General features: G+C 59.7%; 9 protein-coding genes. 2 read left to right on the forward strand and 7 right to left on the reverse strand.

What is annotated here, in order from left to right:
* Positions 1-269: 269 nt before the first annotated feature.
* The gene (locus tag ACOYXI_RS12110; RefSeq protein ID WP_461674876.1) at positions 270-5,315 is read left to right on the forward strand and encodes a dermonecrotic toxin domain-containing protein; all 5,046 of its coding nucleotides are present in this window, start codon (positions 270-272) and stop codon (positions 5,313-5,315) included.
* A 26-nt stretch (positions 5,316-5,341) separates the two neighbouring features.
* On the opposite strand, the gene argR is transcribed toward ACOYXI_RS12110, so the two are convergent.
* The 7 genes from argR to acs form a co-directional block, all read right to left on the reverse strand.
* The gene (argR, locus tag ACOYXI_RS12115) at positions 5,342-6,334 is read right to left on the reverse strand and encodes a transcriptional regulator ArgR (protein WP_027612635.1); all 993 of its coding nucleotides are present in this window, start codon (positions 6,332-6,334) and stop codon (positions 5,342-5,344) included.
* Positions 6,335-6,565: 231 nt separating this feature from the next.
* Entirely contained in the window at positions 6,566-7,330 is a 765-nt protein-coding gene (locus tag ACOYXI_RS12120) for an ABC transporter ATP-binding protein (protein ID WP_003227281.1), read from the reverse strand.
* Between the two features lie 27 nt (positions 7,331-7,357).
* A complete protein-coding gene (locus ACOYXI_RS12125; RefSeq protein ID WP_461674877.1) occupies positions 7,358-8,470 on the reverse strand; it encodes a M14 family metallopeptidase in 1,113 nt (370 codons plus the stop codon).
* A 1-nt stretch (position 8,471) separates the two neighbouring features.
* The gene (locus ACOYXI_RS12130) at positions 8,472-9,170 is read right to left on the reverse strand and encodes an ABC transporter permease (RefSeq protein ID WP_097085837.1); all 699 of its coding nucleotides are present in this window, start codon (positions 9,168-9,170) and stop codon (positions 8,472-8,474) included.
* Complete coding sequence (locus ACOYXI_RS12135) at positions 9,167-9,856, reverse strand: ABC transporter permease (RefSeq protein WP_003227287.1); 690 nt, start codon at positions 9,854-9,856, stop codon at positions 9,167-9,169. Before ACOYXI_RS12135 ends, ACOYXI_RS12130 begins: the two co-directional genes overlap by 4 nt.
* 91 nt (positions 9,857-9,947) lie before the next feature.
* Positions 9,948-10,721, reverse strand: coding sequence for an ABC transporter substrate-binding protein (locus ACOYXI_RS12140; RefSeq protein ID WP_027612633.1), 774 nt, complete (start codon positions 10,719-10,721; stop codon positions 9,948-9,950).
* 708 nt (positions 10,722-11,429) lie between these two features.
* Positions 11,430-13,385: an acetate--CoA ligase gene (gene acs / locus ACOYXI_RS12145; RefSeq protein ID WP_096795023.1), complete on the reverse strand. Its 1,956-nt coding sequence runs from the start codon at positions 13,383-13,385 to the stop codon at positions 11,430-11,432.
* A 475-nt stretch (positions 13,386-13,860) separates the two neighbouring features.
* Here acs and ACOYXI_RS12150 point away from each other — a divergent pair, with 475 nt between their 5' ends.
* Positions 13,861-14,121, forward strand: coding sequence for a DUF2790 domain-containing protein (locus tag ACOYXI_RS12150; RefSeq protein ID WP_027612631.1), 261 nt, complete (start codon positions 13,861-13,863; stop codon positions 14,119-14,121).
* Positions 14,122-14,653 lie beyond the last annotated feature (532 nt).

Genomic DNA, 14,653 nt, shown 5'->3' on the forward strand with positions numbered 1-14,653 from the left:
CGATGGGGGGATTGTAAGGACAGTTTTCAGCCCGGCCTTGCCGCCAAGCGACAACTTCTTATAGCGCAAACCCCGGATTTTCCCGGGTTTACGGCAATGCGACATATAGCGTCGCAAAGGCGCAGTTTAAACTGCACGCCGCCATTTGCGCAGACGTACCGGGGATCTTAATCAAGAGAGTTTTGTGGCGTGCGGTATATATGTACCGCACATCGAATCAACGGCCGGTGTTTGCTAGGGACCTTTCTCCAGGCAAACGGCCTCACCCCATGATTCAAGAAACCACACCCGCCCTCGCGACTCTGCCCGACCCACTGCTGCTACCCAGGCAGGACGCACACTATCAACCGCTGCTCCAGGCCATCCCGACATGGCTGATTCAGGCTGCGGCACACAAGCGCACGGCATTGAAACGGGCCAGTCCGCTGCTGCCCGCCAACCTCAAACAGGCATCACGCACCGAGCATGCAAAACTGCGCGCGCTTAATGCCTCGCACTGGACCGCACACAACCGCGTCGAACGAAGCCTTGCCCGGTTGCAGGACGCCAAAGCGTTCGCCGAACCGCTGCTGCGCGCCGAGATAGAAAACCGTTTTGGCCTCAAACTGGATGTCAGGCAGACCTTCCTGCGCCTGTACCTGCCCGACCATGTTCCGTGGCTGCGCATCAAATCCGGCGCCGCACGCACCTGGACTGTCTCGCTGCTGGACGCCGCGCTGCACAATTTTGAAAGCAGCGAGACCAGCGCTGACGCCTTTGAGTCCGCCTCGGGTTATGTCAGTCAGCCCTCACCTGACGGCCAGTTCAGCGTATTGCCGAACATCCTCAAGGCGATGCCGATCCCTGCCTTCACCCGCCTGTGTCGCGAGCTGGATATCGGCCGCCGCTATAACACTTATCTGCAAGACAATTTGGGCGTCAGCAATCCGCTGGTCGCAGCCGTGCTGCAACCACAGGTTTGCACGAGTGACAAAGCCGCCCTGGTCGCCGCCCTGCAAATGGCCTACATGCAAAAGCTGCTGGGGGCCGATGTCCATCGCCTGATCCTCGGGCTGCTCGATGGCTTGCAGCATTTACGCCTCAATCGTCAGGCGTGGCATTGCCATGCGCTGACGATGATGAAAGTCAGCCTGACCGGCATCGTGCTGTTCGCGCCGAATCTTGAAGCTGCACACGCAGCAGCCCGAGTCGTGGTTTACATTCCCGATGACCCACAACACCCAGTCAAGGAATACGCCAGTTCCGCTGCCTTCGCTGAGGAGCTGGCGCAACGCTTGCGCGATCCGGACTATCAGGTGTTCTTCAGCCGTTTTATCGACCACGCCGAGCGCGGCGCTTTCTTCGGTCAGTTGCGGGCCCTGCTCAGCCCCGTCACCTGGCAACCCGTACCGGCCGGCGATCCACGCCCCAGCTGGCGCGAGCATCCGGCCGTGCGGCCTTTTATGCAGATCGTCGCGACCCCGATCCGGGGTGAGCTGTGGGTTTACCTCTACCAGCGCAAGCTCGACAAGATGCTCAACGATGCCCGCGTCATCGCCGTCTCGACGGCCATGGTCGATCGCAAGGCGCGCTGGGCACTCTGGGATTCCTTCACGGACATCGCACAGTCGCTGCTCAACCTAGTCGCGTTCGTCGCCTTGCCATTCGTGCCATTTCTCGGCGAGCTGATGCTTGCCTACACGGCCTACCAACTGCTCGACGAGACGTTCGAAAGCATCGTCGACTGGGCCGAAGGACAACCCCGCGAAGCGTTCGCGCATTTGATCGGCGTCGTGGAGTCCATGGTGCAGGTCGGCACTTTCGCCGCCGGCGGCGCTATCGCCGTCAGCGAGTTTCGCGCGCTGTTGCCTGCCGATGTCGTCCAGTTCATCGACCGCTTCATTCCGGTGAAAACGGCCAATGGCAAGACCCGCTACTGGAAACCCGACCTGCGCCCTTACGAGTGGCCCGCCACGCTGTCCAAAGACGCCAGAACCGATGCACTTGGCCTGCAAACCCACCAAGGCAAGAGCCTGCTGGCTCTGGAAGACAAGTTGTATGCCGTCAGCCTTGACCCCGAAACGGGCGCCCATCGCATCGACCATCCGACGCGCCCCGAGGCTTACAAACCCGCACTCAGGCACAACACCGCAGGCGCCTGGCAAACCGAAATTGACCAGCCACTGGCTTGGGATCGCGCCACCGTGCTGAGCCGCAGCAGTGCGCAGATGCAGCGCCTTCCCGCCGCTCTGCGAGAGCGCCTGCTGAATATCAGTGGCTGCGAGGAAAACACCCTGCGCCAGATGCACGTCGAGCGCGATCAATTGCCACCCTTACTCAGTGACACGCTGCAGCGCTGGCAGATCGATCAGGACATTCAATTGTTCATCGAGCAGATTGGCAGCCCGCATGCCGAGGATTACCTCAAGGCCGACCCGGCCACCCAACTGCAACTGCTTTTCGACAACGGCGACTGGCCTGCCGACCGAGGCCTGCAACTGATCGATCGTCAGGGCAGAACCCTGTGGCGCAGCCCCGTCGCCGATGTGCCCTTCATACAAATCGAGGGCTCACGACTGGACGATGGCGACCTGCTCAAGACCTGTCTGCAACGCCTGACAGAATCGCAACGAAGGCGGCTATTGAGCGAAGCCCTGCATACGCCCGCACCCTCGGCCGAGGCCCGCGCAACTAGCCTGCGGCGCAGCGTCGCCGAGCTGGCACAGCGCAAACGCCAAAGCCTGTTCGAGGATCGATATCGTCAGTTACAGCGCGGCGCCAGCCCGCTGGTACAGGTACTGATGGATGCCGAACCCGGCCTGCCGAAGGCGTTGGCGCAATCGATACTGGAAACGGCAAGTGATGCTGAATACCTGCAATTACAGCGTGGAACACTCTCCGCAAGACTGGTGGTTCTGACCCAGGAAACGGTTCTGCAAGTGCGCGTAACCCGAGCCTTTGAAGGGCTGGAGCTGCAAGCGACAGTCAATAATCTGGATACGGATCGGCTGGCCCTCCATTCGCTGCCACGCTTGCCGGGCTGGTCGCCGTCGATACGAATGGAGCTCAGGCACTACAGCCATAGCGGGCAACTGATCGACAGCCTCGGCGCGCAGGACGCGCTCATTCGCAAGGTGCTGGTACTGACCGAACAGGGCGACTATCAGCCGTTCGACGCTACCGGCGAGTCGCTCAGCGCGCCGGGGTCACTGTATTCAAGTCTGCTGCATGCCCTGCCCGACGCAGAACGTTCGGCGCTGAACATCCATATCACGCAAGACCTGCAGCTCAAGCAGCTGATTCGTGACCACGCGCTCGACCGTCAAGCGTTGCTGAACCTGCTGTCGCAAAATCCGATTCGCAAACCCGCTTACGACCCCACCGTGATGCGCCTGCGTGGCGGTACCAGTGGCTATCGGCGCATGCCGACCAATACGCCGACGCTGCACGCCCATGCCCACTGGCTGCTGCCGCACTTGCTGCCCGAGGAGCTCAATGCATTCGTCGAGCGCCTGCAACGCCATCCGAACGGCCCGCGAGCGGAGCTGAGCCGCTTGATCACTGAACGCAACCGCCTCGACGCGGTGCTGAGTCCGTGGACTGAGGGGATTCCCCTCGTTCATCCGCAGTCCGGCGCCCGCCTCACCACCGAGCAATATGCGATCCAGCGTCATCGCCGACGGCAGATGCGGGTCGACATCCTGGACTGCTGGAAGCAGCAGGTTTCCTTGCCGGAGAACACCGAACAGACCATCGATCTGCGCCTGTCACAGTCAATCATCGGAGAGCTGCCACAACTGGAGGTGAACTTCAGTCACGTGGACTACCTGACCATCGAAGGGGTCGGCAGCACTCAGGGTATACACGGTTTTCTGAACTGCTTCTCCGGCTTGCGTCGCCTGGCGCTGCGCAATTTCCAGCTGGGCAACCTGCCGGAGTCGATCAGCCGTTCGCCACAACTGCGCGAGCTGATTCTCAGCGACTGCAGCATCACCCTGACAGCCGAGAGCCAAACCACACTGGCGGCGTTGACTCAACTGAGAACCCTGGACCTGTTCAGGAACCCGCTCGGACTCGCCCCCAATGTCGAAAAAATGCCCAGACTCAATTACATCGATGTGTCGGAGACCGGCATATCCGAACTGCCACCCGGCCTGCTCACGCGCCCGCTATTGCGCACTGCGCTGCTCAACGACAACCAGATCCGATCGTTGTCTCCCGCCCTTTTCGAGCTGCCCAACAACGTTCCGGAAGGCTTCGATCTGAGCGGCAATCCGATTGCCAGCGCAGACCGGGAGCGCATCAAACGCCACTTTAACGACACCCGCCAGGACTTCGGCGTAATGGCCGAACAGGCTGATCTGCTGCGCGTACAGGCGCTGTACACACACATGGATCTGGAACAGGCCAGTGAATTTTTCTATCTGCTACCCGGCACCCTGGCCGAGGGTCGAATCGAACTTGCACGGCTTGAGCGCGAATACAGCGACTTGAGTAGCAACCTCGCCAATTGGGCGACCGACCACCCTGCCTTGCACCCGGTCAGTGGCGAGCCCTTCACGATTGAGCAAGTGCTGAACGAGCACGCCGCACGTCACGAATTCAAATCGCTCATTGAACAGTGCTGGCGCCGGGAAACCGAGCAAGACGAACCGGATGAGAACCTCCAGCCACTACATGACTTGAACCTGGCGACGGTCATCCGCGGCGACTTGCCTGTACTCAATGCCGATTTCAGCCATGTCACCCATCTGTACCTCAGAAGCCTGCCGGGCCAGACGTTTGGAATCGACAGGTTTGTCGAGACGTTTGCCAGCCTCAGAGGGCTGACGATTTATCAATATCGGCTTGAACACATTCCGCCGGCGGTGTTTCGCATGGCTGAGCTGACCTATTTGTCGCTTTCACACTGCGAGTTGACGCTCACGCCGCAAAACGCCCTTGAGCTTGCGCAAATGGAGCGCCTCGATCACCTGGACTTGAGTGACAACCCGTTGGGCGAGACCCCGGATGTCAGCCAGATGACTAATCTGCAAACGCTGATGCTGGACAACAGCGGCATCACCAGCCTGCCGCCGGGCTTGCTGCAACTCGAACACCTGGAAATCGCCGACTTGAGCGACAACGCGATCACCCAGGTTCCCAGCGATATCCTGGAGTTGCCAGAAGAGCGTGCGGACAAATTCAGCCTGCGGAGCAATCCGCTCTCTGAGCTGAGCCTGCAACGGCTGATCGCCTACTTCAGAAAGCACCGCATCGATTTTGGCGTGGAAGCCGTCATCGAACGGGCGGAAATGGAGGTGTCCACGTCTGAAGATTCGGGGGTCGATGAGTGACGCTCAGCGGGTTCTGCCGGGGTGCGTCAACCGCGCTCCGGCGGCACTGACGACAGTTCGAACGGACTGCTGCTGCGCCGCTGGTTGCGATCTTCGCGCGGCGTGGCGCCGAAGAAGTTGCGGTAGGCGCTGGAGAAATGCGGCCCGGAGGAGAAACCGCAGGACAGGCCGATCTGGATGATCGACTTGCTGGTTTGCATCAACATCTGCCGGGCCTTGTTCAGGCGCAGTTCCAGGTAGTACTGGCTCGGCACGCGGTTGAGGTATTGCTTGAAGATCCGCTCCAGCTGTCGACGGGACACGCACACGTGCTGGGCGATTTCGTCGGTGGTCAGCGGCTCTTCGATGTTGGCTTCCATCAGCAACACCGCTTGGGTGAGCTTCGGATGGCTGGAACCGAGGCGGTTCTGCAGTGGAATGCGCTGGCGTTCACCGCCCTCGCGGATGCGCTCGACCACCAGTTCTTCGGACACCGCACCGGCCAGTTCTGCTCCATGATCACGGGCCAGCACTGCCAGCAGCAGGTCGAGTACCGACATGCCGCCGCACGCGGTCAGGCGATCGCGATCCCAGTCGAACAGGTGACTGGTGGCGATGACTTTCGGGAAGCGCTCGGCGAAATCGTCCTGCCAGCGCCAGTGCACAGCCGCGCGGTAGCCGTCGAGCAGACCGAGCTGCGCCAACGGATAGACACCGGCCGACAGACCACCGATCACGCAACCGGCACGCACCAGTTGCTTGAGCGCGCTGCTGAGGGCCGGGGCCAGAGTGGTCGGTGGCTCGTCGGCGAGCAAAAAGAGTTTCTGGAAGTTTTCCAGCTTGCCGGTCCACGCCTCGCCGGGCAGTTGCCACGCCCCCTCGGCCGCAACGTCTGTCACGGTTTCGGCCTGGAGGAACGACAGTTCGTAAACCACCTCCGGATGCACCCGCTGAGCAACACGCAAGGCCTCCTCCGCCAGCGCCAGCGTCAAAGCTTTAGTGCTGGGCCAAATCAGGAAACCAATTCGATGGGCAGTCATGGGCGGGCAATCCGAAACGAAGAACGGTGATGAAGGCATGGGCCAATGCTAGCCCGTAATCGAAGCTGTCGCAGGTCCATTGTGGGAGCGGGCTTGCTCGCGAATGCGGTAGATCAGACACCAATGATGTCGACTGAAACACCGCTTTCGCGAGCAAGCCCGCTCCCACAGAGGGCCGAGCAAGTCTTCAGGTCGCGAAGCATGACCTAATCTGGTGCATAACGGCAGCGATTACTTGAGGCTACCTGAGAGGAACTGTTGCAAACGCTCCGATTGCGGATTGACCAGCACTTCGCGCGGGTTGCCGCTCTCTTCCACGACACCTTTGTGCAGGAACACCAACTGGTTCGACACTTCACGGGCGAAGCCCATTTCGTGCGTGACCACGACCATGGTGCGGCCTTCCTGAGCGAGGGCCTGCATGACTTTCAGCACGTCACCGACCAGCTCCGGGTCAAGCGCCGAAGTCGGTTCGTCGAACAGCATCACTTCCGGCTCCATCGCCAGCGCACGGGCAATCGCCACACGCTGCTGCTCGCCACCGGACATGTGCCCCGGGAACGCATCTTTACGATGGGCCACGCCAACCTTGTTCAGGTAGTGCTCGGCTTTCTCGCGCGCTTCAGCCTTGGACACGCCCAGCACGTGGACCGGCGCTTCCATGATGTTTTCCAGCGCAGTCATGTGCGACCACAAGTTGAAATGCTGGAACACCATCGACAGGCGCGAACGCATGCGCTGCAGCTGTTTCGGATCAGCGGCTTTCAGCGCGCCGTCCTTGTTCGCTACCAGTTTCAGCTCTTCGTTGTTGAGCAGGATCTTGCCCGCGTGCGGCTGCTCAAGCAGGTTGATGCAGCGCAGGAAAGTACTTTTGCCGGAGCCACTGGAGCCGATGATGCTGATCACATCGCCGGCTGCCGCTTTCAGGGACACGCCCTTGAGCACTTCGTGACTGCCATAGCGTTTATGCAGGTCTTGGACTTCAAGTTTGTACATGCGGTCGGTTCTCACAAAAACAGTCAGTCAGTCGTTGAGCAAGCGCCCGTGACGCAGCGCTTCGCGCCCCGCCACCTTGGCCAGCCAGAAACCGGGTTGGGCATAGCGCAGCCGTTCAATGGCAAACAGCACCCCGGACGTACCAGCACACACCGTGCTGACCCGATCGGACACAGGGTCGATCACTTCGAAAATCTCATCCCCGGCGTCAACCCACTCGCCAGGTTTACGCAGGAAACTCACCACACCGGGGTGCGGCGCCAACAGTAATTCAGTGCCTTCGAACGGCATGCCTTCGCACGCTTCGTTGGCCGGCTTCAGCCATTCGCCAGTGATCAGGCCTTGCTCGGCAAGGAACGCCAGAATGCCTTCAGCCCAGGCTTGCGCATCAACGCGGTCGGTATTGGCCTGACCGCCGAGCTCGACGGTGGTCGCCAGGCACGCCAGTGGGATCTGCGCGTCCGGAAACTGCCGCGACAGACGCAACCATGGCAACGAGCACGCTTCATCGAAGGAGCTGCCGCCGGAATCTTCCGCCAGCAAACCGACCTTCACATTCAGGTGCGCCGCCAACGAGCGCCACTGCGGCCAGTGCTGCGGCAGCGCATACATGTGCAGCGCGGCTTCAGCGTCGCAGTGCAAGTCGAGCACCACATCGGCAGTGCAGGCGTGGCTGAGCAAAACGCGCTGCATGCCTTGCAACTGACTGCTCGCTTCGGGCAACGCAGCCAGGTGATCAGCCATGGCCTGACGGATCAGCCGAATGTTGGCGTGCGGATCGTCACCGAGACGCTCGGCCAGCGTCGCCGCAACCGGTGCGCTCAGCTCGACGAAATCGCGGTTGAAATTCTTGCCGCTGCCCGCCTCGAAACGCCCCTGATGATTGCCTTGCAGCAACTGGCCGAGGCCCAGCGGGTTGGCGACCGGCACCAGCTCGATCACGCCGTTGAGCAGGCCCTGGGCTTCGAGTTCGCCGAGGCGTTTTTTCAGCTCCCAGGCGGTGCGCATGCCCGGCAGTTCGTCAGCGTGCAGGCTGGCTTGGATGTAAGCCTTGCGCTCACCGCTGCCGAAGCGGAAGACCGAGATCTTGCGCTCGCTGCCCAGATGGCTCCACGGCAATACGTGGTCGATGCGTTCCATATCAGTGCTTCCGTGGGGCCAGATAGCTCAGCCAGCGACGCTCGGCCAGCTTGAACAGGCGCACCAGAATGAAGGTCAGGCACAGGTAGAACACGCCGGCGGTGATGTACGCCTCGAACGGCAGGTAGTACTGCGCGTTGACGGTACGGGCCGCGCCGGTGATGTCGATCAGGGTCACGATGGACGCCAGACTGGTGGTCTGCAGCATCATGATCACTTCGTTGCTGTACTGCGGCAGTGCCCGGCGCAGGGCCGACGGCAACAGAATGCGCTTGTACAGTTTGAAGCGCGACATGCCCATGGCCTTGGCGGCTTCGATCTCGCCGTTCGGCGTGGCCTTGAGGCTGCCGGCAATGATCTCGGCGGTGTAGGCGCTGGTGTTGATCGCGAACGCCAGGCACGCACAGAACGTCGCGCTGGACAGCCACGGCCACAAGAAGCTTTCACGTACTGCTTCGAACTGCGCCAGGCCGTAGTAGATCAGGAACAGTTGCACCAGCATCGGCGTGCCGCGGATCACGTAGGTGTAGAGCCACGCGGCGCCGTTGACGATCGGGTTCTTCGAGACGCGCATCAGGCCCAGCGGCAGTGCCGCCAACAGACCGAACAACAGCGACAGCGCGAGCAGTTTGAGGGTGGTCAGCAGGCCGCCGAGGTACAGCGGCATGGCCTCCCAAATGACGTTGTAGTCGAAGATCATAGATCAGCCGCCCTTACGCCTACCGAGTAGCGCTTCTCAAGGTGACGCAGCGCCAGCAACGAGACACTGGTGATCACCAGGTACATCGCCGCCACTGCGAGGAAGAAGGTGAAAGGCTCGCGGGTGGCATCTGCCGCCTGCTTGGCCTTGAACATCATGTCTTGCAGACCGACCACCGAAATCAGCGCGGTGGCTTTGGTCAGCACCAGCCAGTTGTTGGTGAAGCCAGGAATCGCCAGGCGAATCATCTGCGGCACCATCACCCGGAAGAACACCTGAAAACTGCTCATGCCGTACGCCATGCCCGCTTCGGCCTGGCCCTTGGGGATCGCCATGAACGCGCCACGGAACGTCTCCGACAGGTACGCACCGAAGATGAAACCGAGGGTGCCGATACCGGCGGCCAGCGGGTTCAGGTCGATGTAGTCGTCATAACCGAGCATCGGCGCAACACGGTTGAGCAAGTCCTGACCGCCGTAAAAGATCAGCAGGATCAGCACCAAGTCGGGAATCCCGCGGATCACCGTGGAATACAGATCGCCCAGCCACGCCAGCCAACGAATCGGCGACAGGCGCAACGCGACCCCGATCAGCCCGAGAACGATGGCCAGGGCCATGGACGACAAGGCGAGCTGAAGCGTCAGCCATGCGCCATCGAGGATGACAGCCCCGTAGCCTTTCAACATGATTCAGGTCCTCGAAAGTTGGGATGAAAAAATGGCGCAAACCGCAGAGATCCTGTTGCTTGCGCCATTTCTGACTTGTCGCAGAGACGTGTTACTTGCCGTAGATATCGAAGGCGAAGTATTTGTCCTGGATGGCTTTGTATTTACCGTTTTCACGGATGGCCGCGATGGCCGCGTTGATCTTGTCTTTCAGCGCGTCGCCCTTGCGCACCGCGATGCCTACGCCATCGCCGAAGTATTTGACGTCGGTGAACTGCGGGCCGACGAAGGCGAAGCCTTTGCCGGAATCAGTGTTCAGGAAGCCGTCTTGCAGCAGAGTGGCGTCAGCCACAGTACCGTCGAGGCGACCAGCAGCCACGTCGAGGTAGATTTCGTTCTGCGAGCCGTATGGCTTGATCTCGGCACCCAGCGGGGCCAGGACTTCGCGGGCGAAACGCTCGTGGATCGAACCACGTTGTACACCGATGTTTTTGCCCTTGAGCTCAGACAGGTTGTCGCTGACAACGGTGCCCTGCTTCATGACCAGACGGGCCGGGGTGTTGTAGTACTTGTTGGTGAAGTCCACGGATTTCTTGCGGTCTTCAGTGATCGACATCGACGACAGGATCGCGTCGATCTTGCGCACTTTCAGTGCCGGGATCAGACCGTCGAACTCTTGCTCGACCCACTGGCACTTGACCTTCATTTCTTCACACAGGGCATTGCCGATGTCGTAGTCGAAACCAACGATGCTGCCATCCGGCGCTTTCGAAGCGAACGGAGGGTACGCCGCTTCGATACCGATCTTCAGAGGTTTTTCATCAGCGAAGGAATTCAGCGACAGCACGGACAGTGCCAGGGCGCCAAGCAGCACAAGTTTCTTCATCTTGGGACTCCATCGGTAAAGGGCAAAAACGGCAGAGTGAGCGACAGCCCAATATGCGAATGGGTGAATCGGGAAAGCGGCGCAGCATCGGTGGGAAATTTCCCATTGAAACCCTCGGAGGTTTCAACGTCAGCCACGATGAGCGAGTGATCGGCATTCTAACGACAGGCCCGAAGCCGATATTTCTTCAATGCGACAACTAATTACAGATGCACAGAGAAACCCGCTTGAGCGCATTGACAGCCTTGCAAATTCATGCAAGAGCGAAAGACAGTGAACCGATCTATGCTGCAAATTGCGGGCCTATTATTCGCAAACCCTTCTAATCCGGCAAGCGCAGCGTTGTGTCTTATTTTTCACCGGGGGGTTTAAGGCTCTAAAACGGGGCATTGCGTTTCCCTTCGCCCCGCGGCGGGGCGGGCGGTTACACATTTGGTTACTCGGACGGGGATGGGTAACAGCGGGAAGGGGCTTACGCAGGAAATCGATAATTATTGGTTGGGTGGGTTTTCATTCCGACAGCGAAGTACACCGGTGTCTGACAGATGGCTATCGCGAGCAGGCTCACTCCTACAGTGATCGCGCTCCAATCAACTGTAGGAGTGAGCCTGCTCGCGATGAGGCCAGCAAAACCACCACAAACCCACCAGACACAAAAAAGCCCCACCCGGCATCACCGGACAGGGCTTTTCAATGCATCAGACAGGCTTAAGCCACATTCATCGTCTTGTGCGTATCGATCAAATGCTGCACCACACCCGGATCCGCCAGGGTCGAGATATCGCCCAACCCATCGTACTCAGCCGTAGCAATCTTGCGCAGAATCCGCCGCATGATCTTGCCCGAACGCGTCTTCGGCAGCCCCGGCGCCCACTGGATCACGTCCGGCGAAGCAATCGGGCCGATCTCTTTGCGCACCCAGTTCTTCAGTTCCAGACGCAGTTGCTCGCTCGGCTCTTCGCCATTCTTCAAGGTGACGTAGACATAAATCCCCTGCCCCTTGATGTCGTGCGGTACACCGACCACCGCCGCTTCGGCGACTTTCGGGTGCGCAACCATGGCGCTTTCGATCTCGGCCGTACCCATACGGTGGCCGGAGACGTTGAGCACGTCGTCGACACGCCCGGTGATCCAGTAGTAACCATCAGCGTCACGCCGCGCACCGTCACCGGTGAAGTACATGCCACGAAAGGTCTTGAAGTAGGTGTCGACGAAGCGGTCGTGATCGCCATACAACGTGCGCGCCTGACCCGGCCACGAATCGAGAATCACCAGATTGCCCTCGGCCTCGCCCTCGATGATGTTGCCGAGGTTGTCGACCAGCGCCGGCACCACACCGAAGAACGGACGTGCCGCCGACCCCGGCTTCAGTGCATGCGCCCCCGGCAGCGGGCTCATCATGTTGCCGCCGGTCTCGGTCTGCCACCAGGTATCAACGATCGGGCAACGCGACTTGCCGACATTCTTGTAGTACCAGTCCCAGGCTTCCGGGTTGATCGGCTCGCCCACCGAACCGAGCAGACGCAGGCTGCTGCCGTCAGCGCCTTCAACGGCGGCGGTGCCGGAGGCCATCATCGCGCGGATCGCGGTCGGCGCGGTGTAGAGGATGTTGACCTTGTGCTTGTCGACGATCTTCGCCACCCGGGTGATGTCCGGGTAGTTCGGCACGCCTTCGAACAGCAGCGTGGTCGCGCCATTGGCCAGCGGGCCGTAGACGATGTAACTGTGACCGGTGACCCAGCCGACGTCGGCGGTGCACCAGTAGATTTCGCCCGGACGGTAGTCGAACACGCGCTCGTGGGTCATCGCCGCGTACAGCAAATAACCGCCGGTGGTGTGCTGCACGCCCTTCGGCTTGCCGGTCGAGCCGGAGGTATAAAGGATGAACAGCGCTTCTTCAGCGCCCATCTCTTTCGGCGCGCAGACGGTGCCCGCCACTTTCATCAGGTCTTCGTACCAGATGTCGCGGTGCTGGTTCCACTTGATGTCGCCACCGGTGCGCTTACACACGATGACTTTCTGGATGCTGCTGGTTTCCGGGTTGGTCAGCGCGTCGTCGACGTTGGCTTTCAGCGAGATCTTCTTGCCGGCACGGATGCCTTCGTCAGCAGTGATCACCACTTTCGAGCGGCAGTCGATGATCCGCCCCGCCAGCGCTTCCGGCGAGAAACCACCGAACACCACCGAATGAATCGCGCCGATCCGGGTACAGGCCAGCATGGCGACCACGGCTTCGGGGATCATCGGCATATAGATAGTCACCACGTCGCCGCGATGCACGTCCTGACCACGCAGGGCGTTGGCCAGTTTGCAGACTTGTTCGTGGAGTTCGCGGTAGGTGATGTTGCGGCTTTCGGAAGGATCGTCGCCTTCCCAGATGATTGCGACTTGATCGCCGCGCTCGGCCAGATGACGGTCGAGGCAGTTGTAGGAAACGTTCAGGGTGCCGTCGGCGAACCATTTGATGTCGACATGGTGATCGTCGAAGGAAGTCTGCTTCACCGTGGTGAAAGGCTTGATCCAGTCGAGGCGCTTGGCTTGCTCGCGCCAGAAACCGTCAGGGTTGACGACCGACTGCTGGTACATGGCTTTGTAGGTCGCCTCGTCAGTCAGCGTATTGGCCAGAACCTCGGGACGAACGGGATACAGAGAAGCCGCACTCATCTTTCTTACCTCGGTGGAATAGTTGTTTTTGTATGACCCCGTTGTAGCCGGGCCGGGCCCATAGAACCATTCGACGATGGTAGTAACAAGCCCCTACAAAACATGGCGATACCCAGACAGCAAGCCCGACGCACTACCCTCAAACACCCCAACCCCCTTGTAGGAGCTTGCCTGCAAGCGATCCAGACAACTCGGTTCCCCAGACAAATTGCATCGCCAGAAAACGCTCTTCCCCCCCCTAACGACCGATTGTTACCAAAACCGCGAAAAGTGTTTATCAAAACCCCACCTGTTTACCCCCACCCCACCTCCCTAAAATCCGCATCGCCGACAAGGCAAACGCGATTAACAACGTTACAGCCCCCACGAAGGCCGTTAATCCAGCTCTCAAGTAATAACTGCAAATGATGAAGTTCCACACGCAACCCTAAAAAGGTTGCGTGACCCCACTCGACCTCAAAAAGGTAAATCTGAAATGAAAGCTTTATTGGTTCTGGCCCTCAGCAGTCTGTGCGCAACCGCCATGGCAGACGAGGTCCCGACTGATGTCGCACAGCAACAACCGGTGATCGAGGAATACACTTACTCCACTCACCTGGACATCGCCAAAGTTGTATCGATGAGCGAAGTGCCGAATGTCTGCGAAGTGGTACCGGCCAAAATGGAGTACGACGACTCCAAGGGTCAGCGCCACATCCTGCGTTACAGCGTCATGGGCAACGGCTGCACCAATTGATGATTGAGACTGCACCGAATCGGACCACTCAGCGCCTCATTTGAGGGTCGATTCCAGCCCGGCTTCGGTCGGGCTCAGTTGTGTCTGGAGTCGCTCAAAAGGCTTGCAAAACACAAGATATAGTGAAAAACCCGGTTTTTTGCTCATTTCTTGAGCAACCGAAGCCTCGCAAAAAAATTAATGAAAAAAAATTCTCGCCGGCCAATCCCAGCGAAAGCCCTGTAAACCCTCGCTCCGATCGAAATCACCCGGCCAATCGAACGCCCTGCGGTGTTTCGCCCTCCCCCACGCCCGCGTTTTTTTCCCTATAATGCCGCCCTAATCGGGTCAGCAATATTCCCTTACAGGGAGCAAAAGCCATTCTGAAGCCCCGCAGCAGCGTCAACGCTGATCTGCGCCCGTCAGAGGCTCTCGGAAACCCGTACAAAATTCTGTTTTATTGCCTGCCTTGGCTGCCGCAAAAAACGATTCCTTAAGATCCAACGCGGTCTGTACGACCGTGTGAAAAACCAACCAATCAGGTTTCACACGG

It is taken from the genome of Pseudomonas sp. G3-19 (assembly GCF_054855875.1).